This is a genomic window from Nocardia brasiliensis (assembly GCF_011801125.1).
Taxonomy (GTDB): Bacteria; Actinomycetota; Actinomycetes; order Mycobacteriales; family Mycobacteriaceae; genus Nocardia; species Nocardia brasiliensis_C.
Genome location: NZ_CP046171.1, coordinates 7,734,927 through 7,758,772, shown reverse-complemented (window position 1 = coordinate 7,758,772; position 23,846 = coordinate 7,734,927). Strand labels below are relative to the sequence as shown.

Here is a 23,846-nt window from a genome sequence, read left to right as displayed (position 1 = left end):
GCGTGCGCTTCGGCCACTCGGATGCGAGACGGGCCGCGAACGCGCTCGTAAGACTCGCGCTGTGGGCTGTTAATAGAAGTCGCCCGGAGGTTTCAGCCTTCGGGCGACTTTGCTGTGTTGGGGTCCGGTCGGTGCTCAGTCGAGGGAGACGTAGACCTCTACCGAGGTGGGGCCGGTGTAGCGCTCGATCTCGGCGGTGTGGGAGCGGGTGATGGTGCCCGCGCTCTCGGCCTTGCGTACCTGGGCCCACGCGGTGCGCAGCAGGTCGTAGGGCTTGTCGGAGACGACGAACTTGGCGTAGCGGCCCTGCGGAACGCGGGTGAGCACGTCGCCGGCGTCCATCTCGTCCATGCCGGTGATCTCGTAGCCGAGCACCGCGACGGCGTGATCGTTCTGGCCGATGTAAGCGGCCACCCGCGGCACGTTCTTCTCCCGCGCGAGGTAGCGATCCCAGGTGAAGTTCACCAGGTCGAGGTCGCGTGCGGTCACCTCACGGCCGGCCAGGGGGACGGTCAGTCCGGCGACCAGGCTCTGGTCCAACGTGACAATCTCGAAGTCCACAGTCTGTTCCTACCCGTCGACTTGGTCGTCTGCCAGCGCTACGAAAACTTCGACCGTGCGCGCGTCGGGATAGTGCTCCCAGTCGCCGGTGTAGGACCGCACGAAACGGCCCGCCGCCTCGGCATCCCACACCGAACGCCAGATGTGCACGATGGTGTCGCCGAGGTTGTCGCCGCTGGCGATGAATCGGGCGAATCGCCCCGCGGGCACCCGTGCCAGCACGTCACCGGGCAATAAGTCGTCGAGGCCGCGGCAGCGATAACCCACGATGTGGGTCAAATACGAATTGATCTCCGGCGCGTGGTCGACGTACGCGGTCGTCGGCGGTCCGGGCAGCTGGCGCGCCAGGTTGTGCTTCCACGCCTCTTCGACTTTCGCGCGGCGCGGCCCCTCGACCGCGAGCGCCGGGCTGCGCAGTACCGTGCCCGCCACCAGCGTCTCGGGTTGGTCAACGACATTGAAATCCACCGGCGTAGCCCCTATGTCTCGTCTGTCTCCAATTGCGGCGCTCCCCGGCCCTTCGTGGTGCGCCTCCGGGCCGGCTCACGGGTCGCTGTGTTCGGTCTCGTAGCCCATCGTGGTCAGGCAAGCCGTCGCCGTCGGGCCTGTCGCTCACACCGCTGTGTCGTCGCTCGAGCGCATATCCTTCCGCATCGATCCCGGGGCCCCGGCGTCGGCCTGTTCCGACCCAGCCCCTGCTCGCTCTCACTCTGGCAAACGATGCTGCCATGCCAACCGTTCCCCTGGGTGCACGAAGGTCACAGCATCATCGCTATCCCGGGACCGGGATGCTCAGGCCAGGGAAGATCTCCACTTCCTTGGGCCCCTGCGGGGCGGGCGGGATGATGACGACCGGTTCGCGCGGGGTGCCCGTCGGCGGGTTCAAGATGTCGTAGGTGCCGCCGGAGGGCTTGTTCGCGTTCGGTTGCGCGGTCGGGTTGCTCCCTTCCACCGCGGGGAACTGCTCGACCGCGGTGCCGTCGAGCGCGTTGTCCATCACCTGCTTCCAGATGTCGGCGGGCAGCCCGGAGCCGTAGATGTCGGCACCGCGTGCGGTGCGGATGGGCTGGGACTGCTCGGTGCCGATCCAGACGGCCGTGGACAGCGACGGGGTGAAGCCGATCATCCACGCGTCCTTGTTGTCGTCGGACTGGCCGAGCTGGGTGGTGCCGGTCTTGGCCGCGGACGGCCTGCCACCGGCCAGGGCGTGCCCGTTGGAGTACGCGGCGATCGGCGTCATCGCCTGCGTGGTCTTGTCGGCGATCGCCTTGGGGATGCGTTGTTGCCCAGCGGGCATCTGCTTGCCGATCTGCTGTTCCGGAGCGCCGCGGTCCAGCAGCACCCGTCCGTCGCCGGTCACCACCCGCTGCACGAAGTACGGCTGATGGTAGACCCCGGACGCACCGATGGTGCCATAGGCCGATGCCATATCGATGGGGCGAACGAGATACTGCCCCAACACGATTCCGTTCAACGGCCGGCCACCGTCCTCGGTCAGCGTCTTACCGGCGACGCCGGGGATCCGCTCCGGGATGCCCGCGGCGTGCGCCGCGTCGGCGATCGACTCGGGGCCGTTGAACATCGACATGGTGAGCCGATAGAAGCTGGTGTTCAGCGAGCGTTTGAGCGCCTCGGCCATGCTGCACTTGCCGCACGACTCACCGTCCACGTTGGTGATCTTGGTGCCGCGGTCGGTGACCGGGGAACTGTCCAGCACGCGGGTCAGCGGGATGCTCTGCTGCTGCGCGGCGATCGCGGCGAACGGCTTGAATGCCGAGCCGGTCTGCAAGGGCGCCTGGGCGAAGTCGTAGCCGATGCCGTCGAATCCGCCGAAGTAGGCCCGCACCGCGCCCGAGCGCGGATCGATCGACACCACCGCGGCGCGCAGTTCGGGCGGCTGACCGGCCAGCCGATCCTGCACCGCGCCGAGCACCGCCTGCTGGGCCTTGGCGTCGATCGTGGTGGTGATCTGCAGAGCCCCGGTGTTCAGTTCGTGCTCGCTGATCCCGGAGGACCGCAGCTCGCGGACCACCTGGGCCCGGATCAACCCCTCCGGCCCGCGGGCCACGTTCTCGTCGGGAATCTCGCTGAGCGGGATGATCGCCGGGAACGTGGTGGCGTCGCGGGTGCCGGGGGCGAGCACGCCCATCTCGACCATGCCGTCGAGCACGTACTGCCAGCGTGCCGTCAGATCGGGCAGATGCGACTCCGGGTCCAGGATGGACGGGGTGCGCACGAGCGCGGCGAGCACCGCGCTCTCGGCCAGGGTCAGCTGGTTCACCGGCTTGTTGAAATAGGCCTTGGTCGCCGCGGCGATGCCGTAGGAGCCGCGCCCGTAGTAGATGGTGTTGAGGTAGGCGGCGAGGATGTCGTCCTTGCTCCACTGCCGCGCCATCTTGGCCGCGATGATCAATTCCCGCATCTTCCTGGTCAGTGTGCGCTCGGAGCCGAGGAAGGCGTTCTTCACGTACTGCTGGGTGATGGTGGAGCCGCCGCCCGCGTCGTCACGGCCCAGCAGGTTGTCCCGCGCGGCGCGCAGGAAGCCTGAGGTGGAATAGCCGGGGTTGCTGTAGAAGTTGCGGTCCTCGGCGGACAGTATCGCGTCCCGCATCGACTGCGGCACCTCGCTCAGCGGCACCGGGCTCCGATTCCCGTTCGGCGGTACGACTTTGGCGATCACCGTGCTGCTGTCGGCGGCCAGGATGGTGGCGATCTGGTTGGTCTGCACCGAGCTCGGGTCCGGGATCTCGGCGCTCCAGTAGACGAGCACCGAGAGCAGCAGCGGCACCACACCGAAGATGATGAACAGCGCGAGCACGAGCCGCCGCAGGCGTTCGGCCCTGCCGCGCGGCGGGTGATTCGGGTCTGTGGTGGGTCTCGGCCGGGCGGGCGGGCGGTTGTTCGCCGCGTGCGCACGACGATTCGCGCGGGCGGCGGGTGAGGTCAGCTCGTTGAAACCCGCGATGGAGGAATAGGGCGCGGACTCGGCGCCGCGCCGCGACTTCCGCCTGCGAATCGAGCCCACGATCATCTCCTCCCGGAGCGTCGGTCGAAACTCACCTGCACGAACAACGATCGGAAATGTGCCCCCACGGCCCGACTGTACTCGTGCGGTGGGTGACCCGCGATGCTATCACCGGGGCGTCGCGACGCAGCGCGATCGCGCCTAGGGGTCAGCTCTTGACGCCACCGGCGGTGAGACCGGAGATGATCCGGCGCTGGAACAGCAGCACCATGAGCACCAGCGGAATGGACACGATGGTGCCCGCCGCCATGATCGCCGCGTACGGCTCGACCAGCGGATTGTTGCCGGAGAACCGGGCGACCGCGACGGTCACCGGCTCGGTCTTGTCCGAGGAGAGCAGCCGGGCGAGCAGGTACTCGTTGACCGCGGCGATGAACGCCAGGATCGCGGTGGTGAACACCGCGGGCGCGGCCAGCGGCAACATCACCAGGCGGAAGGCCTGCATCTTCGTCGCGCCGTCGATGCGCGCGGCTTCTTCGAGTTCCCAGGGCAACTCGGTGAAGAACGAGGCGAGGATGTAGACCGTCATCGGCAGCACGAACGAGATGTTCGGGATGATCATCGCCTGGTACTGGCCGATCCAGCCGATGTTGGTGAACAGCTGGAACAGGGGGGTCACCAGGACGACGACCGGAAACATCGATGCGCTCAGGATCAGCCCCGACACCAGATACTTGCCGCGGAAGGTCAGCCGCGCCAGCGCGTATGCCGCCATGACCCCGATGAGCAGGGCGATCACCGTGGTGATCGAGCCGATGACCACGCTGTTGAGCAGCGCCCTGCCGAAGTTGTTGCCACGGCTGGTGTCGAAGGCGTTGCGGAAGTTCTCCAGCGTGACGTGCGTGGGCCAGGGCGTGCTGTCGAAGGTGTAGTCCGGATCGCGGAACGCGGTGACGGCCATCCAGTAGAACGGTCCGAGACCCCACACCAGCACGATGAACACACCGGCGTACAGCCGCACCGACTTGAGCCGGTTGGTCCACGGAACCGATTGCGCGGCAGGCTTTGCCGAAGTCTGAACGGACATCAGTGCGCCTCTCGCTGTTCCTCTTGGGTCCGGACCGCGTTCGCGCCCAAGACCTTCACCAGCACGAAGGCCACCGCGAAGATCAACAGGAAGGTGATCGTCGACAGTGCGGCCGCGCTGTTGGGGCCCTGCCGGACCTGATCGACGACCAGGATCGACAGCACCCGGGTGGACGGGTTGTTCAGCGTCATGATCGCGGGCAGGTCGTACATGCGCAGCGCGTCCATGGTGCGGAACAGCACCGCGACCAGCAGCGCCGGCCGCAGCAGCGGCAGCGTGATCTGGGTGAAGCGCTGCCAGGCGGTGGCGCCGTCGACCCTGGCCGCCTCGTACACGTCGGCCGGGATCACCTGCAGACCCGCCAGCAACAGCAGCGCCATGAACGGCGTCGTCTTCCACACGTCGGCGGCGATCACCGCGAACCGCGCGGCCCAGGCGTCGGAGGTCCACAGGATGTGGGTGCCGAACACCCGGTTCACCACGCCGTCGTACTGGAACATGAACTCCCACAGCCGCGCCGTGACCGCGGTCGGGATCGCCCAGGGGATGAGCACCGCGGCGCGCAGCAGGGCGCGGCCGCGGAACGTCTTGCCCATCACCATGGCGAAGCCGAGACCGAGGGTGGCCTCCAGCGTCACCGTGACCACCGTGAAGAACAGCGTGACGCCGATGGCCATCCAGAACTGCGAACCGAGGTTGCCGGTGGGACAGCTGACCGTCTCGCCGCCGGCCTGGCACTGTTGCAGCAGCCAGTGGGTGTAGTTCGAGAAGCCCGCGCTGCCGCCCTCGGTGAACATCCCCGTCGCCGGGTCCAGTCCCGAGTCCTTCTGGAACGACATCCACAGCGCCCGCACCACCGGATACCCGATGACCACGGCAAGCGCCAGCAATACCGGCGAGACGAACAGCCACGCTTTACCGGAGCGCCGCATTTCCGAGGCCAGGGTCTCGCCGAGCCCACGCTTACGTGGCAGGAAATCCTCGCTCGACACAGTGCTGGCCGCTCCCGAAGGATCCGACACCGTTTCTCTCTCCTACGGGTCTCGTCGGGTCCGTTGCGCTCGCGCCTACGATCCCGCGGTCTCGATGCCCTTCTGCATGCCGGTGATCGCGTCGTCGACAGACTTGGTCTGCTTCAGCGCAGCATAGGCGTTTTCCTGGATGGCCTTCGACACCGCGGGGTAGAACGGCGTGACCGGGCGCGGCACCGCGCTGGCGATGGAATCCTTGAGCGCGGGCAGGTACGGCATCTTCGCGATCAGTGCCGGGTCGTCGTACATCGACGCGCGCACCGAGGGCAGCGCGCCGGAGGCGACGATGTGCTGGGCGTCCTCGCTGATCAGGAAGCGCAGGAAGTCGAGCGCGGTGGCCTTGTTCTTGGAGTAGGCGCTGATCGCGGCGTTGTAGCCGCCGAGGGTGGACGCGCCGACACCGTTCTCGCCGGGCAGCGGCGCGACTCCGAACTTGTCCTTGACCGCGGACGACTCGCCGCCGACGTCACCGTAGGTGGACGGCCACGACCGCAGGAACATCAGCTTGCCCTGCGCGAAGGCGTTGCTGCTCTCCGGCTCCTTGAAGGAGATGGCCTCCGGCGGGATGTCGCCGTTCTTGTAGGCGTCGACCAGCACCTTGAGTCCGGCCCTCGACTGCGGGCTGTTCACCGTCGGGGTCTTGCCGTCGGAGCCGACGAAGCTGCCGCCGTAGGCGTTGATCACCTCGGCGGTGTTCACCGTCAGGCCCTCGTAGGGTGCGAACTGCCCGGCGTAGCAGCCGATGTTCTGCTCCTTGGCCACCGGGCACTGCGCGAGCAGCTCGGTCCAGGTCTTCGGCGGGTTGGGCACCAGGTCCTTGCGGTAGAACAGCAAGCCGCCGTTGGTGTTTCGCGGCGCCGCGTAGAGGGTGTTGTTGTAGGTGGCGCTGGCGACCGGCGGGGAGAGCAGCGCGGAGGTGTCGATGGCGAAGGAGTCCTTGAGCGGCTGGATCCAGCCCTTCGCGGCGAACTCGGCGGTCCACGGCACGTCGAGCGCGACCACGTCGTAGTTGGACTGCTTGGAGCGCATGTGCTCGACCAGGTCGTCATACTGCTGCGAGGCGTCGTTCGACTGTTCCTTGAACGTCACCTGTTCGTCCGGGTGCGCGGCGTTCCAGCGCTCGATGAGCTGCTTGACCGCACCGGTCTCGGTGGTGTCCTTGCCCTCGACGTAGGTGATCGGGCCGCGCCCGTCCAGGTTCTGGTTGATCGGGCTGCCGCCGCTGTCACTGGAGCAGGCGCTGGTGAACGTCGCCGTCAGCAGCGCGACCGAGACAGCCGCCATCGCGGCCTTCGGTACGAGCGACGTACGTAGGGACGACACCTTTTTCACAGCCATCGCGGACACTCCAGATCGATCGTGAGCATTAGCACACCCTGCCGGTTGCACAACGCAAGATACATGGTGTGGGAGTTACTCGGGGGCATGTGGCGGGAAGTCCTCGCTACGCCGCCGCGTCCAGCCGCCTAAGCTCGCAGGTGATGACATCGCCGAACCCGGTTCCCGAACGGATGCTGACACGCATCGGCGGACTGCTGCGCCAGGCCGAGTCCACCGACAACGAACACGAGGCCGAGGCGTTCCTCGCCGCGGCGCAGCGCCTCGCGACGCGCTCGTCCATCGATCTGACGGTGGCGCGTGCGCACGTCGCGGGGCGTGAACGCAGGCCGACCCCGGTGCAGCGGATCATCCCGATCGGCGAGCCGGGCAAGCGTGGATTGCGCACGTACGTGCAATTGTTCGTCGCGATCGCGACCGCCAACGATGTGCGCTGCGATGTCGCTCGCACCTCGACCCAGGTGTACGCCTACGGTTTCGACTCCGACATCGATACTTGCGAGGCGTTGTACGCGAGTCTGCTCGTGCAGATGGTCCGCGCCTCGGATCAGTACATCAAGTCGGGCCAGTACCGGTCGGCCACGGTGGAGAAGGTCGTCACCGAAAAGCGCTGGGGTCGCAGGGTGCAACGCCGGGTGCAGGCGCCCGTCGCGGGCGTGACGGCCCGGCTGAACTTCCAGATGGCCTTCGCCGCGCGGATCGGGCAGCGCCTCGCCGCGGTCAAGGCCGAGGTCGAGGCGGAGGTGGCGCCCGCCGACGCGCCCGCCACCGGCACCGCGCTGGCGTTGCGGGACAAGGAGATCGAACTCACCGACTTCTACGCGCGTACCTCCGAGGCGCGGGGTACGTGGCGCGGACCGCAGGACTCGGCCGGGCATTCCGCCGCGGCACGGCGCGCGGGCGACCGGGCGGGCAAAGCGGCGCGTCTGGGTACCTCGCCCGAACTCGGCGCCGCGCGTGGGCAATTGACGGCGCGCAAGTCGCGAGGCAAGGGCAGCGGGTCGGCGTGAGTGCGGTGCGCGCGCGGTCGGGTGCCTCAGGTGCCGAATTCCGGCTCGGGTCGCGCGTTCGGGTGCGTAGGACGATGCTCGTGGGCGTGCGTCAGCCGAGTGCTTCGAGCCACAGTCCGACGTCGCGTGGCGGTGGGCGGCGCGACGACCCTCGATACGCGATCGGCGGGGCGTCGTGAGCGTGCGAGATACGCAGCGCGCCAAGGTGTACGACGCGGAGCAGTTGGTGCGCGGCGTATTCGACCGAGCCGACGAACACGGCAACCGCACCGTCGAGCTGTACGGCTCACACATCACGCTGCCGATCGAGCGGCGTTTCGCCTCCGTCGATTCGGTGCAGGTCTATGCGAGCAAGGTACTGGCCCTGAATTGGGTTCGGGCGCAATGGGATCGCGCGGGCGTGCCGGTGCGGGTGCGGGCCAGGGCGGGGGCCACCGCCGCGCACTACGAGTCCGCCGACGCGGTGCTCGCCGTCCCGTTGCACACCGGTGGCACGGCGTGGGCGCTGCGTGAACTCGTTGTCCTGCACGAACTCGCCCATCACCTGGAGGCCGAGCCCGGCGAGGTCGCCCCGCACGGTCCCGAATTCTGCACCCGCTACCTGGAATTGGTGGACGGCGTTATCGGTCCCGAAGCGGCGCTAGTGCTGCGCGCGACGATGCTGGGCTGCGGGGTCCGCCTTGGCTGAGTGTTCGCCGCGAGTGCGTCGTTCAGGTCGAGGCGGTGGCCAGCGGCAAGGTGCGGCGGAGGCGGTCCTGCCACCAGGCGACCCGCTCCGGGTCGCGTTGCCGGTATTGCTCGAGCAGCGCGGGGTCGGGATGCGGTGCGGTGCGCGGCACCGGCAGATATCCGTCGACCGGGCGCAGCGAGTCGTCCACCACGTCCCCCGTGAGCAGTGACAACGTGCCGAGCCCGCAGGCGAAGCCGAGTTCGGGGAGCGCGCCGGCGAGGGCGAGCTGCGCGGCCAGCCCGACGCTGGTTTCCAGCGCCGAGGAGATCACACAGGGCAACCCGGCGGCCTCGGCCACCCGCAGCGCGCGCCGGACCCCGCCCAGCGGAGTGCATTTCAGCACCGCGATATCGGCGGCGCCGGCGACCGCGACCCGCAGCGGGTCCTCCGCGCGCCGGATCGATTCGTCCGCGGCGATGCGGACCTCGACCTGTTTGCGCACCGCCGCCAGCTCATCGATGGTGCGGCACGGCTGCTCGACATACTCCAAACCGCCTGCGGCACGGTCGATCCGGTTGATGTGGGTGACCGCGGTCGCGACGTCCCACACCGCGTTGGCGTCGACCCGGATCGCCCCCGCCGGGCCAAGCGCGTCACGCACGGCCTCGACCCGCGCGAGATCCTCGGCCAGTGCGTCGGGATGGTCGGCGACTTTCACCTTCGCCGTGCCGCAGCCTGACGCCGCCACGATCGCGTGCGCGCGCTCGGCATCGACCGCGGGCACCGTGCAGTTGATCGGGATCCGGTCGCGGACCGGGTCCGGCCAGCCGATGCTCACCTGTTCGAGCGCCGTCGCCAGCCACCCGGCGGCCTCCCGGTCGTCGTATTCGACGAACGGGCAGAACTCACCCCAGCCGAGCGGTCCACGGATCAGCATCCCCTCGCGCACCGTGATACCGCGGAACCGGGTGCGCATCGGGATGGCGTAGACGAAACTCTCGAGCACGTGATCGGTCATCGGCGTCAGCGTAACCGGCGCGGAAACCTCTCACCCGGCCTGAGTAGTTTTGCGGTACCCGCCCGCTGCCTGCCCTGCGATGCTGAAGCCATGACCTACTACCCGGCCGCTCAGCAGACGGCCCGGCCGCCACAGCGGACCTGGGACGTGATCCTCACCATCGTCCTCTACTGCGCCGCCGTGGTAGCGGGCCTGATCGCCGCCTACTTGACTGTTTTCTTCGCCTTCGCCGCCGATGCCTGCGGGTCGGGCCGCACCTGCCACGACGAGTATCTGAACGCCGCCTTCGCCGTCTCCTGGGGCGGCACCGCCGCAGCCCTCGTCGTTTCCCTCGTCATGATCATCGTCGCCGCCGTGAAGCGCTGGCTGATGTTCTACTGGCCGATCCTCGCCATGGCCGTGATCGTGGGCTCGTTCGTCTGCGGCGCGTCCCTCGCGAGCCAGGTCTAGGACACCCGCGCGCGGGTCCGGCGATCGACCCCCGGACCCGGCGACGCGTGCAGAACGATCTCAGTCGACGGTCCGGCCGCGCAACATCTTGGGGTGAACGAGGTTGTCGGCAGGTTTCGTACCGGCCGGGCGTTTGGGGTGGTGACGTTGCGGGCAGGAATGGGGGGTGAGATCGGAATTACGGGGGTGGGGAGCGGATATCGCGCGAGCCGTGCTCGGGTCGATGTTCGTGATCGGGTTCGCCTGGGTCGTAGCGGCATTCGTGTCGGTCTACGACGTGGTGGCATGGGAGGACGCCGACGGCGGGGCGCGGCGGTACCTGGGGATCGCGCAGTTCGTCGCGTTCGCGGGGATCGTCGGCGCGGTGCTGTGGGCGGTGCTGCTGATGGCGGGGAGAGTCAGGGCGCGCAGGCCGGTCGGCTGGACCCCGGTGGTGGCGGTGCCGGTGATCATCGGGGCTTGGGTGGTCGGCCTGCTGGTGACGATCGTGCTGGTCGCGGTATGACGGTGCCCACCCCGGCGGGGTGGGCACCGATCGATCAGAGGCGTTCGAGGATCATCGCGTTCGACAACCCGCCTGCCTCGCACATGGTTTGCAGGCCGTAGCGGGCGCCGCGGTCCTGCATGGCGTGCACCAGTGTGGTGGCCAGGCGGGCGCCGGAGGCGCCGAGCGGGTGGCCGATGGCGATCGCGCCGCCGTTGACATTGACCTTGGCGAGGTCGGCGCCGGTCTCCTGCGCCCAGGCCAGCACGACCGGTGAGAAGGCCTCGTTGACCTCGAACAGATCGATGTCGGAGAGCTGAAGTCCGGCCCGCCGCAACACCTTTCGGGTCGCCGGGAGGACTGCGGTAAGCATCAGCAACGGATCGTCGCCCGCCACCGCGAAGCTGTGCAGCCGGGCCAGCGGACGCAGGCCGAGTTCTCGCGCGCGCTCGCTGGTCATGATGAGCACCGCGGCGCTGCCGTCGCTGACCTGGCTCGCCGATGCCGCCGTGATCGCCCAGCCGATCTGCGGGAAGCGGGCGGCCATCGCCTCGTCGTAATAGGCGGGGCGCAGCGCGGCGAGCGTGTCCAAGGTGCTGCCGACCCGGATGCCCTCGTCGGTGAGCAGTCCGCCGAGTGGGGCGAGTTCGCGCGCGAACAGTCCGTTCTTTGTTGCCAGCGCGGCCTTTTCGTGGCTGCCGAGGGCGAACTCGTCGAGCTGGGTCCGACTCAGGCCCCACTTGGCGGCGATCAGTTCGGCGCTGATCCCCTGTGGCACCAGGCCCTGCGGGTACCGCTCGGCGAAGCCGATGCCGGAGCTATCGTCGGAACCGATCAGGTTGGCGCCCATGGGCACTCGTCCCATCGACTCGACGCCTGCGGCGACGACGATGTCGTACGCACCGGCGAGCACGCCCTGCGCGGCGAAGTGGATGGCCTGCTGGCTGCTGCCGCACTGCCGGTCCACCGTGGTGGCGGCGACGGATTCGGGATAGCCCGCCGCGAGCGCGGCCCGCCTGGTCATGTTCATGCCCTGCTCGCCGACCTGGGTGACGATGCCGCCGACGACGTCATCGATGAGTACCGGGTCGACGCCGCTGCGGCTGACCACCTCGCGCAGGCTGTGCGCGAGCAGATCCACCGCGTTGACCTCGTGTAACGCGCCGTTCGGCTTGCCCTTGCCGATCGGGGTGCGTACCGCTTCGACGATCACCGCGTCTCTCACGGTGCAACCTTTCCGAACCGAGAACCGGGCGACCATGCCTGGCTCTATCAATACATAGTCAGGTTACCCCTGGCGATAGTTGTGGCAAGTCAGCTCGGATATGCTGTCGGTCATGGCAGCAGTGATGGAGGGCCCGTTGGCCGATCTGAGTGCGTGGCAGGCGACGGACTGCTCGATCGCCAAGGCGATGGACCTGATCGGTACCCGCTCGGCCGTGCTGATCCTGCGCGAGGCCTACTACGGCACCACCCGGTTCGACGGGTTCGCCCAGCGCGTCGGCATCACCGACGCGGCCGCGGCCGCGCAGCTGCGCAAGCTCACCACGGCGGGCCTGCTCGCCAAGCGGCCCTACCAGGAGCAGGGCAAACGCACCCGGCACGAATACGTGCTGACCGACATGGGCCGCGACCTGCTCCCTGCCGTGCTGGCCCTGATGCAGTGGGGCGACACCTACCTGCAACCGGGCCCGGCGCCGCTACTGCTCGTCGAGGAGGCCACCGGCGCGCCGGTGCGGGTGCAGGTCCGCAGCGAGTCGGGGCACGAGATCGCACTCGAAGAGCTGGGGGTGCGGTTGAACGATGACTACATGGCTGCGAAGCGGCGCAAGCGAGCGCCGAAATCCTGAAGTCGCAACACGTTTCGAATTCCGCGCGACTGTTGCCGACGCGGCTCGGGGGTATCCGCCGACCCGGTCCGGTGCGGGTCGGGCCGGCGGAACCGTGACTCAGTTCAGGCGACGTCCGTCGGTGGCGGAGAAGAAGTAGGTGTGGGCCGGGTCGGTGGACAGGCGGACCCGGGTGCCCTTCGAGGGCGGGTTGCGCCAATCTGCCCGCGCCACAATGGCTTCCCCGGCGGCGTTGCCCTGTGCGGTGGTGCGACCGTAGATGTAGGCGTCGGAGCCGAGTTCCTCGACCACGTCGACCTCCATCTCGATGCCGCCGCTCGCACCGTTGAGCTCGAAGTGCTCCGGGCGGATGCCGACCGACACCGAGCCCTCGGCCGCGTCCACCACCGAACGCGGCAGCGGCAGGTCGTGACCGCCGAGCGAGACGCTCCCGTCGGACACCGGCAGCGTGAACAGGTTCATCGCGGGCGAGCCCATGAACCCGGCGACGAACACGTTGACCGGATTCTGGTACAGGTCGCGCGGGGTCGCGCACTGTTGCAGCAGACCGTCTTTCAGCACGGCGACGCGATCACCCATGGTCATCGCCTCGACCTGGTCGTGCGTGACGTACACGGTGGTGGTGCCGAGCCTGCGCTGCAGCTGGGCGATCTGGGTGCGGGTCTGCACGCGCAGCTTCGCGTCCAGGTTCGACAGCGGCTCGTCCATCAGGAACACCTGGGGCTGGCGCACGATCGCGCGACCCATCGCGACGCGCTGGCGCTGACCGCCGGAGAGCGCCTTCGGCTTGCGGTCCAGGAACGGTTCCAGGTCGAGCAGCTGCGCCGCCTCGAGCACCCGCTTGTCCTTCTCCGCCTTGGCGACCTTGGCCAATTTCAGGGCGAAGCCCATGTTCTCGGCCACGGTCATGTGCGGGTAGAGCGCGTAGTTCTGGAACACCATCGCGATATCGCGTTCCTTGGGCTCGGCGTGCGTCACGTCGTTGGCGCCGATCAGAATGCGCCCGTCGCTGACGTCCTCCAGTCCCGCGAGCATGCGCAGCGAGGTCGACTTGCCGCAACCGGAAGGGCCGACGAGAACCAGGAACTCCCCGTCCTCGATCTCCAGGTTCAACTGGTCCACCGCAGGTTTGGTAGAACCGGGGTACAACCGCGTAGCGCGATCAAAAGTCACTGTGGCCATGCGAAATCACTTCCCATCACCGGCAGGAACGTGCCGGACGATCCGAGTAAGGGTTGACCCGCGATATTACTGGCTCTGCGCGAATCCTGCTCGAATTGCCCGAATTCGCGCGGAATCGATCGTTGGTAGGGAGAACGTCACAGCGTTCGCGGCCAGTTCTCGGTGCATGTGACGTGCGGCGACGCGCGGGCTGGGGTGTTGGTTGACCTGGGGGTGGGGGTGGGTTGGGATGGGTGGGTGGCGCGGCGATGGTGGCGGGAGCTTCCGCCTGCGGCGGGGTCGTTTGTGATGGCTACCGGCATTGTGTCGGTCGGGTTGCATCTGACCGGGTTCGAGGTGGTGTCGTTGAGTGGGCTGGTGCTGGCCGCGGTGGTGTGGCTGGTGCTGGTGTTCGATTTCGCGGAACGGCTGCTGCGCAACAGATCTCGCTGGTTGTCCGAGGCGGATACGCCGCCCGCGCTGACGGGGATCGCGGCGACGACGGTGCTCGGCACCCGGCTCGCGCAGCTGGGTCTGCTCGGTGTCGCGGCGGTGCTGCTGGCCGCGGCGACGCTGGTCTGGCCGGTCCTGCTGAACGCGGTGCTGCGCCAGGCCCGGCGGCGGATGCCGGGCGCGGTGTTCCTGGTGTGCGTCTCGACGCAGGGCCTCGCGGTACTGGCTGGCACTTTGGCACTGGCCGGCGCCGGGGATTGGCTGATCCTCGCCACGGCGGTGTTCTTCTCCCTCGGCCTGCTGCTCTATGTCGGGGCATTGGCGCGTTTCGATGTCGCACAGGTGTGGACCGGAGCGGGTGATCAGTGGATCGCCACCGGAGCGCTGGCCATCTCCGCCTTGGTGGCGTCGAAACTCGTTGCGGCCCACCAGTTGACCGGCGGCATGCACGGCCTGCTCCGGATCGTCGCGCTGATCGTGCTCGGGCTCAACCTGATCGGCTACGCCGTGCTGCTGGTCGCCGAGGTGCTGCGCCCGCGACCCGGCTACGACATCCGCCGCTGGGCCACCGTCTTCCCGCTCGGCATGACCGCCGTCGCGGCGCTGTCCACCGGCGCCGCCGTCGGCGTGCCCGCGCTGCACCTGCTCGGCGAGTTGCTGCTGGTCGTGGCGGTGGGCGCCTGGGCGCTGACCTTCACGGTCCTGCTCACCGACCGCAGCACCTTCCGGCCGCGTCGCGCCTGAGCGGGGTGCCGTCGGGCATCGGCCGCCGCGAGTAGCCTCGATCAGGGGCCGAACAGCGAGGGAGGAGCATTGCTATGAGCGAACGCAGTGAGCGAATCACCGAGGCGCGAGCATGAGCCGCCCGGTTCGGATCGGAGTTCAGTTACAGCCGCAGCACGCGCCGAAGTACGGGCTGATCCGCGATGCCGTGCGCCGTGCCGAGGACGCGGGCGTCGACATCGTCTTCAACTGGGATCACTTCTATCCGCTCACCGGCGACCCGGACGGCGCGCACTTCGAGTGCTGGACCATGCTCGGCGCGCTCGCCGAGCAGACCGAACGGGTGGAGATCGGCGCGCTGGTCACCGGCGGCGGCTACCGCAACCCGGACCTGCTCGCCGATATGGCGCGCACGGTGGATCACATCAGCGACGGCAGGCTCATCCTCGGCATCGGTGCGGGCTGGTTCCAGAAGGACTACGACCAGTACGGCTACGAGTTCGGCACGGCGGGCAGCAGGCTCGCGCTGCTGAAGGAGAACATGGCCAGGCTCACCGTGCGGCTTCGCGCGCTGAACCCGGCGCCGACCAGGCAGATCCCGATCCTCATCGGCGGTGGTGGCGAGCGCAAGACGCTGCGCCTGGTCGCCGAGTACGCGCACATGTGGCACAGCTTCGCCGACCTGGACCAGCTCGTGCACAAGAACAAGGTGCTCGCCGAGCATTGTGCCGCGGTCGGCACCGACGACACGAGGATCGAGCGTTCGGTGCCGTGGCCGGGGCTCGAGCAGGCGCCCGCCTTCGTCGCCGCCGGTGTGTCCACCTTCACGGTCGGTGTCAGCGGGCCCGACTACGACCTGAGCACGGTGGAGCGCGCGCTTCGCTGGCGCGACGAGGTCAACCCCGAGCAGGTCAGCGGGCTCGCCTGACGGCGTTCGGCCCGGTCGGCGCCGGATTGCCGGGCCGGGACGGGGCGGTGCGGCGGAATTCGGATCACGGTGATCCGAATTCGCGTATTCCTGGTCCGACTTGTCCCGTTCGCGGTGCCGTCGGGGTAGCTGCGGGTTAGCAACCGGTCCGCCGCTAGGGTTGTCCATCATGGCTGGTCTGCCCGCTGTGCGGTCTCGTGCGTTGATCGCCGTGATATTGCTCGCCGTTGGTCTCGCGGCCACGGCGTGCGGTTCCGGCTCCGATGGTGCGTCCTCGGAGCGCAACCTGTGTTCCCCGCCGGGGGTGAGCGCCGCCTCGGCCGCGCCGACCAACCTGGCCTCGGCGCAGACCGCGGGCGCGGACAAATACACCACCGCGACCACCGCGCCGGTGTCCGCGATCGACGTCTCGAAACTGGGCTTGATCACGCCAGGCAAGCTCAGCGTCGGCACGCTCTCCGACGCGCCGCCGAGCATCTGCGTCAACGGCGCGGGCGCCTTCACCGGCTTCGACAACGAGCTGCTGCGCGCGATCGGCGCGAAACTCGGTCTGCAAGTGGAATTCTCGGGCACCGAGTTCGCCGGGCTGCTCGCGCAGGTCGCGGGCGGGCGCTTCGACGTCGGCTCATCGAACATCACCACCACCGACGCGCGCAGGCAGCTGGTCGGCTTCACCAACGGCTACGACTTCGGCTACTTCTCGCTGGTCACCCCGGCAGGCAGTGCGATCGCAGGCTTTTCGGACCTCGACAGCGGCAGCCGGATCGCGGTCGTGCAGGGCACGGTGCAGGACGAGTTCGTCGTCAACACGCTGCACCTGGACCCGGTGAAGTTCCCCGACTACAACACCGCCTACGCCAATCTGAAGTCCGGTCAGGTCGACGCCTGGGTGGCGCCGTCCGCGCAGGCCGAGGGCGCGATCAAGCCCGGCGACGGAACGACGGTGTCGCAGAACACCTTCAGCCTGGACAACTTCGTCGGCTACGCGGTGGCCAAGCACAACCAGCCGCTGATCGACGCGCTCAACAGCGGCCTCGACGCCGTGATCGCCGACGGCACCTATGCCAAGCTCTACCAGGACTGGGTGCCGCGGGAACTGCCGCCGGGCTGGCAGCCGGGCTCCAAGGCCGCACCGCTGCCGCAACTTCCGGACTTCGCCGCCCTTGCCGCCGCGCGCCAGCCCGAAGACGCCGCGCAGAGCGCGCCGAAATCCACGCTGCAACAATTGCGGGACACGTTCTTCGATTGGTCCCTGTACCGCAAGGCTTTTCCCGATCTGTTCAAGACCGGTCTGCCGAATACCCTGATCCTGGCGGTGGTTTCGGGCGTGCTCGGCACCGTGCTCGGCATGTTGCTCGCGGTGGCGGGCATTTCCAGGACGCGGTGGTTGCGCTGGCCTGCCCGGGTGTACACCGACATCTTCCGCGGGCTGCCCGCCGTGGTGATCATTCTGTTGATCGGCCTCGGCATCGGGCCGGTGGCGCGCAACGTGACCGGGAACAACCCGTACTGGTTGGGCGCGGTCGCGCTGGCCCTGCTGGCCTCGGCCTATATCGGCGAGATCTTCCGCTCGGGCATCCAGTCCGTCGAGGCCGGGCAGCTCGAGGCGGCCCGTGCCATCGGGTTCGGCTACCGGCAGTCGATGACGCTGGTGGTGATCCCGCAGGGCGTGCGGCGCGTGCTGCCCGCGCTGATGAACCAGTTCATCGCGCTGATCAAGGATTCGTCGCTGATCTACTTCCTCGGTCTGCTCGCCACCCAGCGCGAGCTGTTCGCGGTCGGCCGGGACCTGAACGCGCAGACCGGAAACCTCTCGCCGCTGGTCGCCGCGGGCCTGGTCTACCTGCTGCTGACCATCCCGCTCACCCACCTGGTGAACTACATCGACCGGCGCATGCGCACCGGCAGGCCGGACCGGCCGATCGACCCGGTCGAGGCCGCCACGATCACGGAAGGGCGCGGATAATTCCATGAGTGCCTCCCTCACCGGTACCGGACTGCACCTCACGCTCGGGCACAACCACGTGCTGCGCGGTATCGACATCCACGTGGACGCGGGTAAGACCACCACGGTCATCGGGCCGTCCGGCTCGGGCAAGTCGACGCTGCTGCGCGTGCTGAACCGGCTGCACGAGCCGGATCGCGGCGATGTGCTGCTGGACGGCACATCGGTGCTCACCGAGGACCCGGACAAGCTGCGCCAGCGCATCGGCATGGTGTTCCAGCACTTCAACCTGTTCCCGCACAAGAGCGTGGCCGACAATGTCGCGCTCGGTCCGCGCAAACTGCGCGGTCTGTCCAAGGAAGCGGCCCGCGCGCTCGCGGTGGAGCAACTCGAGATCGTCGGGTTGTCCGACAAGGTCGACACGCGTCCGGCCAATCTGTCCGGCGGGCAGCAGCAGCGCGTCGCGATCGCCCGCGCGCTGGCGATGAAGCCGGAGGTGATGTTCTTCGACGAGGCCACCTCCGCGCTGGACCCGGAGCTGGTCAAGGGCGTGCTCGCGCTGATGGCCGATCTGGCCTCGGGCGGTATGTCGATGATCGTGGTGACCCACGAAATGGGCTTCGCCCGAACGGTTTCCGACAGCGTGGTCTTCATGGACGCGGGTCAGGTGGTGGAGACCGGGACGCCTGACGCGTTGTTCGACAACGCGCAGACACCGCGCCTGCAACGTTTTCTGTCGCAGGTGCTCTAACGTCTGCGGTGCCGTGGCGTCCGCGTTCCTGCAGCGCGTCGGACGCCGCGGCTTCTCCGGTGCGCTGGCGCACCGCCAGCAACCTTCATTGATGCGCAGATGTTAATGTGTTGTCGATCACAAGCTCTATCTGTCCAGGTTGGGAAAGAGGGAGAACTATGACGACAGCGCATCTGCAGCACACCGCACACGATCACGCGCACGGCCCCGGTTGCGGGCACACCGCGGTCGAGCACGGCGATCACATCGACTACGCGCACGACGGCCACCTGCATCGCGAGCACGACGGCCACTACGACGAGTGCGAGCCGCCGACCCACACCGAACACGCGAACCACACCCACCAGCACGGCGAGGGTTGCGGCCACGAGTCCGTCCAACACGGCGACCACCTCGATTACCTGCACGACGGCCACCGCCACGCCGCGCACGACGGCCACTACGACGAACACTGACCTCCGACCGGCCAAGCCATCGGACCCACCGTGTTCTGGGCTTGGCCCGGTCAGTGCTCGTCGGGTAGCAGGTGGCGCAGGAACTTTTCCGGGGCGGCGAGGAAGTCGCGAGTGAGGCGCACCGGGAGGGCGTCGTCGTAGTCGACGGGGGTGATCGAGCCGTCCTCGGCGATTTCGAGGATGCTCGCGCCCGGTAGCGCGAGCAGGACGGGGGAGTGGGTGGCGACGATCAGTTGGCTGCCCTGGTCGGCGAGTTCCGCCCAGCGGGCGAGCACCGCCAGGCAGCCGCGAATCGACAGCGCCGCCTCGGGCTCGTCCAGCAGATACAACCCCTGTGGCCCGAACCGGTGGATCACCAGGTCGACGAAGGATTCGCCGTGGGAGCGCTCGTGCGGTGAGACGCCGCCGTAGGCGGGCAGCAGCGGCGGGCCGCCACTGCGATCGAGTCGCTCGATCTCCGACGCCACGTTGTAGTACGACTCGGCCCGCAGGAAGAAGCCGTTGCGCGGTTTGTTGATGCCGCGCTGCAGGACCAGATGATCCCCCAGCGACGATTCGCTGGCCCGGGTGGCGAAGTGGAAGTGCCGGCTGCCGCCCTCCGGATTGAACCCGGCCGCGACCGCGATGGCCTCGAGCAGCGTCGACTTGCCGGAACCGTTCTCACCCGCCAGAAAGGTGACACCCGGCGCCAGACTCAAACCCGGCGAGCCTGCCAACTGCCGCACCACGGGCAGCGTGAACGGATAGTCGTCGGTGACCGCGTCCTGCGGCAGCAGGACGCGCCGGAGGAAGCCACCTCGCGCCGCGAAGCGGTCATTGCGCACGATGATCGTCCTCTCTACCCACACCATCACGGTACGTCGCCACGCTATCGGCGGCCGCCAGGGTGCCGAGCGCTGGCGCACTAGAGTCGTCCGGGTGATCGAGGCGACGAAGATTTCCACCGCTGCGGGGACGTTCGACGCGCTGGCCTGCGGGGATGTGCGTGGTCGTGAGGTCATGCTGCTGCACGGGTTTCCGGAGGCGGCCATCGAGTGGGAGTTTCAGCTGCACACGCTCGGCGGCGGTGGGTGCTACGTGGTGGCACCCGATCAGCGCGGGTATTCCGCGGGGGTGCGCCCGCAGCGGCCCGCCGAGTACCGGCTCGACGAACTGGTCGGCGACGTGCTCGCCATCGCGGACGAATTGGGTTGGCAGCGCTTCGATCTGGTCGGGCACGACTGGGGCGGATACGTCGGCTGGGCGGTGGCCGCGCGGTATCCGGAGCGGCTGCGCACCTTCACCGCCGTCTCGCAACCGCATCCCGCCGCGCTGCAGCAGGCGCTGAAAGACGACGAGGACCAGGCGCTGCGGTCGCAGTACGTGGCACGGTTGCGCGAGCCGCGCACCGCCGAGCGGGCCCTGCTCGCGGACGGCGCGATCGGCCTGCGGCGGCTCTTCGAATGGAAGGTCCCCGAGGAGCGCGTCGAGCACTATGTGGATCGGCTCGGTCAGCCCGAAGCGTTGACCGCGGCGCTGAATTGGTATCGGGCAGCGCATTTGTCGGGGCGGGTCGGCGAGGTGACGGTGCCCACGCTGTACGTGTGGAGTACCGAGGACAGCGTCATCGGCTCCACCGCCGCGCTCGCCACGCGGCAGTACGTGACCGGCCCCTATCGCTTCGAAATGCTCGAAGACGTCTCGCACTGGATTCCCGAGCAGGCCCCGGAAGACCTGACCCGATTGATCATGCGGCACCTGCTCGCCCATCGGTCCTGAGTCGGGACACGTTCGCCCGGCAACCTTTTCGCGAGCGTCCGCGCGCACCGCGGGGCGGGACATGGCCTTCGAGTTAACGAATCGGTGACACGCCGATCCAAAGGGGCATACCGCTCCGAATGCGGAGCATGCCCAACTCGAATACGCGCACTCTGCACGAACTGCCGTCGGCCGTCGCGGCCGTCGTCCGCGAAGTGGTGGCAACCGGCGCGGACGCCATCGTCACCGACGGCGACACCGAGATCGCGGTGATCATGACGATGGCCGACTACGAACGGCTGCACCAGTACGCGGATCTGGCGGACGCGTCCCGGCCGGACTACGCGGGCGAGGTGCAGGCGATGTCCATCTCGCAGATGCTCGATGTGCTCGGCGTCGACCCCACGGTGGTGCGGCCGGTCCGCGGCCGGGGCCAGGTCGTGCCCTAGGCGAGCAGGGTGGCGAAGGCCGACCACAGTAGCGGCGAGTACTCGATCGTGCCCGCGTCGCGCCACCGGTTCAATTGCGCGCGTTGCCATTCGGCCAGCGCGGTGATCGGGTCCTCGGTTTCGTGGGCCGCGTCGATCGCGCAGATCGCCTGCTGCAGCGGGTGCGCGTGCGATGGGGCGCCTGCGATCCGATGGAAGGCGAGGTCGGTGGGCAACGGCCAGCGGCTCGCCGTCACCAGTTCGGCACCACCGTTGATCATGGCCGCGGTCAGGCCGAGCGCCTCCGTGAAGCGCAGGTCGCCGCCGCTCTCGCAGGCGATCAGCGCGACCCGGCTCGGCAGCGGCCACAGGTCCGGCCCGTGTGCCGGTGTCGCCGCCAGGGTGTGCGTGCCGAGCAGGAAGTCCTTGGCGGACAACGGCCGATGGGTGCGGTCGGGTTCGGCGAAGCCCAGGGTGTCGGCGGTGCAGGACAGATGCAGTTGCGCGGCTTCGCTCTGGCCGGACTCGGGTGGCGCGGCGGTGACGTGGCCGACGTAGACGAGCCTGCTCGCACCGGCCCGCAGCGTCTCGCCGAGCCAGCTGCGGTCGAGGTCGGTGCGGCGGAAGATCTCGGTCGGCACGGCGACGGCCGGCCGCAGGCGGTCCCGGTCGGCGTAGCCGGCGATGCGGCGGGTGAGCGGGGCGTCGGCGGGCATCCGGCCGAGGACCGAGCCGAGCGTCGAGTCCGCGCGGAAGCCGGGGATGCGCGGATCGAGCACGGCGACAACGGGTTCGCACCGGGTGTGTGCCCAGCTGCGGGCGGTGCGCCCCGGCGCCCGCACGATTCCGGCGGGCGCGAGCAGGCTCACGTCGGCGATATCGATCAGGCGCAGCTCGGGTGCGGGCGCGAGGAGCTCCCACGGCACCTGCGCGACGCGCGGCGAAGGTTGCAGCCGGATATGCGGTCGAATGCCTTGCTGCCACAGCTCATACAGCTGGATCGCCAGCCCCTGCGGCAGCAGCGCGCGGGAAAGAGCCTGGGCTATCGGATATTCGGTGTCATATGCGGCGAACGCGCCGTTCGTCATCGCGTGTTCGAGCCCGCCCGGCCGGGCCGGCTGCGGCAACGCGGCGCTCAGCCGTCGCACCGCCTCGAGTACCGGCCCGCCGGGCAGCATGGCCGCGCCGCGCGCCGCGGTGCCGTCGGGCCAGCGCCAGGACATGTACACATCGCCCGCGTCCGCCATGCGCACCAGGACGGTCGGCTGCCGCGTCATACGGTGAGCACCTTGCTGTCGCGGATCACGCGTCCGTACCGCTGTTCGGCGGCGGCGATATAGGGAGCCAACGCGATGCGGCCCTCCGCGGCCAAAGCCAGGCGGGGCGGCGAGGACACCGGCAATCCCGCCGCGGCGGCCACCTCGGCCAGTGCCGCGCCGAGCTGTAGCGCGCTGACGCCGGGATCGGCCGTCGGCTCGGCGGGCGGCTCGAACAGCTCGAGCGGCAGCTGCGCGGTGGCCGGGCGCTCGGCGCGATCGAGGTTCAAAGTAGTTCCCGCGCACTGGGTTTCGATGAGGTCGGCGAGCAATAAGCCATTGCCCGACAGATAGGCGAAACGGAACGCCAGGCGCATGGCGGGGTCGGCGATCTGCCGATTCCACTGATCACGCTGGGTGCCGTTGGGCAGGGTGTAGCGGACCGCGTCGATGGCGAGCGCCGCGGGCACCGCGATCTCGACGGCCTGGGCGAGCAGTTGTGCTGATGGCGACTCCGCGGCATCCACAGCGCCTTCCAGCAGCGTGGCGTGCCAGTAGTCGAGCTGGGCGCAGTGCAATCCGAGGCCGCGCTCGGCGTAGGCGGTGAACGCCTGCGCGAGCAGCGCCTCGCATTGCGCCGCGTCGCCGTTCTTGAAAGCCACTGTGGCCAAACGCATGCGCAGGTCCGCGGCGTCGAGCACCGCACCGGACTCGACGAAGTAGGCCAGGCCGCGCTCGTAAAGCTCTTGTGCCCGGGTGAGCTCGCCGCGCCCCTCGGCGAGAAAGGCCAGGGTCTTGAGCCCGATGCCGGCCCGATGGCCGAGCCCGGCCTGCTCGAAATACCGCTGGCTGGTCTGTAACGGAGCCTCGGCCTCGTCCAAGCGTGCCAACCGGACCAGCATGGTGGCCAGGTTCTGCTGGGTTTCGGCCACCGCGTTGCGATCACCGGCCGCGTCGAACGCGGCCAGCGCCTGCCGGGTGAGGTCGACCGCCAACTCGCGGCGCCCGGTCTCGAAATACGTGGCGGCCAGGTTCATCAGCGGATGGCCCGCCAGCTTTGGTGCGAACCGCCGTGCCGCGTCCAGCGATTCGGTGGCCAGCTCGGCGGCGTAGGCCCACTGCTGCCGATGCAGCGCGACGGCGGTCAGCGACAGCAGGCAGGCGACCCGGAGCACGCCCTGCTCCGGATCGGTGCTCGCGGCCAGCAACGCGCGCGCCTGCTCCAACGCCTCCTGTGCCGCGTCCAGTTCACCGAGATGCTGGAGCGCCTGGGACATGTTGACCAGCGCGTTGGGGCGCAGCCGCGGCGCGTCTTGCGGCATCGCCGCCAGCGCCTCCCGGTATAGCCGCAGTGCCGTCGCGTGCTCGCCGAGTTCATCGGCCATGCTCGCCGCGTTGACGATGGCGCCGATCCGCACGTCCCCGGTGGTGGTGCGGGCGGCATCCTCGAAGATGCGCAGCGCCTCGGCGGTGTCGCCGCGGGAGTAGGCTTCGGCGCCCGCGGCGAGCAGCGCGCGACCGTCGTCCGATGTGCCGGTGTCCATC

The 23,846-nt window shown here is 68.8% G+C and carries 24 protein-coding genes; 12 read left to right on the top strand and 12 right to left on the bottom strand.

The window, feature by feature from the left end:
• Positions 1 to 135: 135 nt before the first annotated feature.
• The 6 genes from F5X71_RS35620 to F5X71_RS35595 all read right to left on the bottom strand — a co-directional run bounded on the left by F5X71_RS35620 (position 136) and on the right by F5X71_RS35595 (position 6,982).
• Positions 136 to 561 (bottom strand): GyrI-like domain-containing protein, encoded by a 426-nt coding sequence (locus F5X71_RS35620; RefSeq protein ID WP_167465937.1) that lies wholly within the window; start codon positions 559 to 561, stop codon positions 136 to 138.
• Positions 562 to 570: 9 nt separating this feature from the next.
• A complete protein-coding gene (locus tag F5X71_RS35615; protein WP_167465936.1) occupies positions 571 to 1,029 on the bottom strand; it encodes a GyrI-like domain-containing protein in 459 nt (152 codons plus the stop codon).
• Between the two features lie 304 nt (positions 1,030 to 1,333).
• Positions 1,334 to 3,592 carry a transglycosylase domain-containing protein gene (locus tag F5X71_RS35610; RefSeq protein WP_167465935.1) on the bottom strand — a complete coding sequence of 753 codons (2,259 nt, stop codon included), beginning with the start codon at positions 3,590 to 3,592 and terminating at the stop codon, positions 1,334 to 1,336.
• 142 nt (positions 3,593 to 3,734) lie between these two features.
• On the bottom strand, positions 3,735 to 4,613 hold the full coding sequence (locus F5X71_RS35605) for a carbohydrate ABC transporter permease (RefSeq protein ID WP_167465934.1): 879 nt from the start codon (positions 4,611 to 4,613) through the stop codon (positions 3,735 to 3,737).
• Complete coding sequence (locus F5X71_RS35600) at positions 4,613 to 5,545, bottom strand: carbohydrate ABC transporter permease (protein ID WP_167466983.1); 933 nt, start codon at positions 5,543 to 5,545, stop codon at positions 4,613 to 4,615. Before F5X71_RS35600 ends, F5X71_RS35605 begins: the two co-directional genes overlap by 1 nt.
• Before the next feature lie 135 nt (positions 5,546 to 5,680).
• Positions 5,681 to 6,982 carry an ABC transporter substrate-binding protein gene (locus F5X71_RS35595; RefSeq protein ID WP_167465933.1) on the bottom strand — a complete coding sequence of 434 codons (1,302 nt, stop codon included), beginning with the start codon at positions 6,980 to 6,982 and terminating at the stop codon, positions 5,681 to 5,683.
• Positions 6,983 to 7,125: 143 nt separating this feature from the next.
• On the opposite strand from F5X71_RS35595, the gene F5X71_RS35590 reads away from it, so the two are divergent.
• The gene (locus F5X71_RS35590) at positions 7,126 to 7,992 is read left to right on the top strand and encodes a DUF2786 domain-containing protein (protein WP_174817201.1); all 867 of its coding nucleotides are present in this window, start codon (positions 7,126 to 7,128) and stop codon (positions 7,990 to 7,992) included.
• A 175-nt stretch (positions 7,993 to 8,167) separates the two neighbouring features.
• Positions 8,168 to 8,680 carry a TIGR04338 family metallohydrolase gene (locus F5X71_RS35585; protein WP_167465932.1) on the top strand — a complete coding sequence of 171 codons (513 nt, stop codon included), beginning with the start codon at positions 8,168 to 8,170 and terminating at the stop codon, positions 8,678 to 8,680.
• A gap of 22 nt (positions 8,681 to 8,702) precedes the next feature.
• Here the strand turns inward: F5X71_RS35585 and F5X71_RS35580 are convergent, their stop codons facing one another.
• Positions 8,703 to 9,680 carry an o-succinylbenzoate synthase gene (locus F5X71_RS35580; RefSeq protein ID WP_167465931.1) on the bottom strand — a complete coding sequence of 326 codons (978 nt, stop codon included), beginning with the start codon at positions 9,678 to 9,680 and terminating at the stop codon, positions 8,703 to 8,705.
• Between the two features lie 90 nt (positions 9,681 to 9,770).
• On the opposite strand from F5X71_RS35580, the gene F5X71_RS35575 reads away from it, so the two are divergent.
• Together F5X71_RS35575 and F5X71_RS35570 are read left to right on the top strand one after the other, a co-directional pair.
• On the top strand, positions 9,771 to 10,130 hold the full coding sequence (locus F5X71_RS35575) for a hypothetical protein (protein ID WP_167465930.1): 360 nt from the start codon (positions 9,771 to 9,773) through the stop codon (positions 10,128 to 10,130).
• Positions 10,131 to 10,296: 166 nt separating this feature from the next.
• Complete coding sequence (locus F5X71_RS35570) at positions 10,297 to 10,635, top strand: hypothetical protein (RefSeq protein WP_167465929.1); 339 nt, start codon at positions 10,297 to 10,299, stop codon at positions 10,633 to 10,635.
• A gap of 34 nt (positions 10,636 to 10,669) precedes the next feature.
• Here the strand turns inward: F5X71_RS35570 and F5X71_RS35565 are convergent, their stop codons facing one another.
• Positions 10,670 to 11,839, bottom strand: coding sequence for a thiolase family protein (locus F5X71_RS35565; RefSeq protein ID WP_167465928.1), 1,170 nt, complete (start codon positions 11,837 to 11,839; stop codon positions 10,670 to 10,672).
• A 100-nt stretch (positions 11,840 to 11,939) separates the two neighbouring features.
• On the opposite strand from F5X71_RS35565, the gene F5X71_RS35560 reads away from it, so the two are divergent.
• Positions 11,940 to 12,464, top strand: coding sequence for a winged helix-turn-helix transcriptional regulator (locus tag F5X71_RS35560; RefSeq protein ID WP_167465927.1), 525 nt, complete (start codon positions 11,940 to 11,942; stop codon positions 12,462 to 12,464).
• Between the two features lie 99 nt (positions 12,465 to 12,563).
• Here the strand turns inward: F5X71_RS35560 and F5X71_RS35555 are convergent, their stop codons facing one another.
• Positions 12,564 to 13,646: an ABC transporter ATP-binding protein gene (locus tag F5X71_RS35555; RefSeq protein WP_167465926.1), complete on the bottom strand. Its 1,083-nt coding sequence runs from the start codon at positions 13,644 to 13,646 to the stop codon at positions 12,564 to 12,566.
• 162 nt (positions 13,647 to 13,808) lie between these two features.
• Between F5X71_RS35555 and F5X71_RS35550 the strand changes: the two genes are divergently transcribed.
• From F5X71_RS35550 to F5X71_RS35530, 5 genes are all read left to right on the top strand, one after another.
• A complete protein-coding gene (locus F5X71_RS35550; protein ID WP_342803754.1) occupies positions 13,809 to 14,822 on the top strand; it encodes a tellurite resistance/C4-dicarboxylate transporter family protein in 1,014 nt (337 codons plus the stop codon).
• Positions 14,823 to 14,934: 112 nt separating this feature from the next.
• Positions 14,935 to 15,729, top strand: coding sequence for an LLM class F420-dependent oxidoreductase (locus tag F5X71_RS35545; protein ID WP_167465924.1), 795 nt, complete (start codon positions 14,935 to 14,937; stop codon positions 15,727 to 15,729).
• Between the two features lie 169 nt (positions 15,730 to 15,898).
• A complete protein-coding gene (locus F5X71_RS35540; protein ID WP_167465923.1) occupies positions 15,899 to 17,695 on the top strand; it encodes an ABC transporter substrate-binding protein/permease in 1,797 nt (598 codons plus the stop codon).
• Between the two features lie 4 nt (positions 17,696 to 17,699).
• Positions 17,700 to 18,425, top strand: coding sequence for an amino acid ABC transporter ATP-binding protein (locus F5X71_RS35535; RefSeq protein WP_167465922.1), 726 nt, complete (start codon positions 17,700 to 17,702; stop codon positions 18,423 to 18,425).
• A gap of 158 nt (positions 18,426 to 18,583) precedes the next feature.
• Positions 18,584 to 18,880 carry a hypothetical protein gene (locus tag F5X71_RS35530; RefSeq protein ID WP_167465921.1) on the top strand — a complete coding sequence of 99 codons (297 nt, stop codon included), beginning with the start codon at positions 18,584 to 18,586 and terminating at the stop codon, positions 18,878 to 18,880.
• A gap of 50 nt (positions 18,881 to 18,930) precedes the next feature.
• On the opposite strand, the gene F5X71_RS35525 is transcribed toward F5X71_RS35530, so the two are convergent.
• Positions 18,931 to 19,731, bottom strand: a complete 801-nt coding sequence (locus F5X71_RS35525) for an AAA family ATPase (protein WP_167465920.1) — start codon at positions 19,729 to 19,731, stop codon at positions 18,931 to 18,933.
• Positions 19,732 to 19,798: 67 nt separating this feature from the next.
• On the opposite strand from F5X71_RS35525, the gene F5X71_RS35520 reads away from it, so the two are divergent.
• On the top strand, positions 19,799 to 20,638 hold the full coding sequence (locus F5X71_RS35520; protein ID WP_167465919.1) for an alpha/beta fold hydrolase: 840 nt from the start codon (positions 19,799 to 19,801) through the stop codon (positions 20,636 to 20,638).
• 128 nt (positions 20,639 to 20,766) lie between these two features.
• Complete coding sequence (locus F5X71_RS35515) at positions 20,767 to 21,066, top strand: hypothetical protein (protein WP_167465918.1); 300 nt, start codon at positions 20,767 to 20,769, stop codon at positions 21,064 to 21,066.
• On the opposite strand, the gene F5X71_RS35510 is transcribed toward F5X71_RS35515, so the two are convergent.
• Together F5X71_RS35510 and F5X71_RS35505 are read right to left on the bottom strand one after the other, a co-directional pair.
• The gene (locus F5X71_RS35510) at positions 21,063 to 22,322 is read right to left on the bottom strand and encodes a CHAT domain-containing protein (protein ID WP_167465917.1); all 1,260 of its coding nucleotides are present in this window, start codon (positions 22,320 to 22,322) and stop codon (positions 21,063 to 21,065) included. The two genes, F5X71_RS35515 and F5X71_RS35510, sit on opposite strands and share 4 nt — an antisense overlap.
• Positions 22,319 to 23,845, bottom strand: a complete 1,527-nt coding sequence (locus F5X71_RS35505; protein WP_167465916.1) for a tetratricopeptide repeat protein — start codon at positions 23,843 to 23,845, stop codon at positions 22,319 to 22,321. Before F5X71_RS35505 ends, F5X71_RS35510 begins: the two co-directional genes overlap by 4 nt.
• Between the last annotated feature and the right edge of the window lies 1 nt (position 23,846).

Excerpts from the sequence above, each read along its gene's own strand:
- F5X71_RS35610 (WP_167465935.1), bottom strand. The coding sequence starts at position 3,592 with ATGATCGTGGGCTCGATTCGCAGGCGGAAGTCGCGGCGCGGCGCCGAG.
- F5X71_RS35605 (WP_167465934.1), bottom strand. The coding sequence starts at position 4,613 with ATGTCCGTTCAGACTTCGGCAAAGCCTGCCGCGCAATCGGTTCCGTGG.
- F5X71_RS35600 (WP_167466983.1), bottom strand. The coding sequence starts at position 5,545 with ATGCGGCGCTCCGGTAAAGCGTGGCTGTTCGTCTCGCCGGTATTGCTG.
- F5X71_RS35595 (WP_167465933.1), bottom strand. The coding sequence starts at position 6,982 with ATGGCTGTGAAAAAGGTGTCGTCCCTACGTACGTCGCTCGTACCGAAG.
- F5X71_RS35590 (WP_174817201.1), top strand. The coding sequence starts at position 7,126 with ATGACATCGCCGAACCCGGTTCCCGAACGGATGCTGACACGCATCGGC.
- F5X71_RS35580 (WP_167465931.1), bottom strand. The coding sequence starts at position 9,680 with ATGACCGATCACGTGCTCGAGAGTTTCGTCTACGCCATCCCGATGCGC.
- F5X71_RS35575 (WP_167465930.1), top strand. The coding sequence starts at position 9,771 with ATGACCTACTACCCGGCCGCTCAGCAGACGGCCCGGCCGCCACAGCGG.
- F5X71_RS35560 (WP_167465927.1), top strand. The coding sequence starts at position 11,940 with ATGCTGTCGGTCATGGCAGCAGTGATGGAGGGCCCGTTGGCCGATCTG.
- F5X71_RS35555 (WP_167465926.1), bottom strand. The coding sequence starts at position 13,646 with ATGGCCACAGTGACTTTTGATCGCGCTACGCGGTTGTACCCCGGTTCT.
- F5X71_RS35545 (WP_167465924.1), top strand. The coding sequence starts at position 14,935 with ATGAGCCGCCCGGTTCGGATCGGAGTTCAGTTACAGCCGCAGCACGCG.
- F5X71_RS35540 (WP_167465923.1), top strand. The coding sequence starts at position 15,899 with ATGGCTGGTCTGCCCGCTGTGCGGTCTCGTGCGTTGATCGCCGTGATA.
- F5X71_RS35535 (WP_167465922.1), top strand. The coding sequence starts at position 17,700 with ATGAGTGCCTCCCTCACCGGTACCGGACTGCACCTCACGCTCGGGCAC.
- F5X71_RS35530 (WP_167465921.1), top strand. The coding sequence starts at position 18,584 with ATGACGACAGCGCATCTGCAGCACACCGCACACGATCACGCGCACGGC.
- F5X71_RS35525 (WP_167465920.1), bottom strand. The coding sequence starts at position 19,731 with ATGGTGTGGGTAGAGAGGACGATCATCGTGCGCAATGACCGCTTCGCG.
- F5X71_RS35515 (WP_167465918.1), top strand. The coding sequence starts at position 20,767 with ATGCCCAACTCGAATACGCGCACTCTGCACGAACTGCCGTCGGCCGTC.
- F5X71_RS35510 (WP_167465917.1), bottom strand. The coding sequence starts at position 22,322 with ATGACGCGGCAGCCGACCGTCCTGGTGCGCATGGCGGACGCGGGCGAT.
- F5X71_RS35505 (WP_167465916.1), bottom strand. The coding sequence starts at position 23,845 with ATGGACACCGGCACATCGGACGACGGTCGCGCGCTGCTCGCCGCGGGC.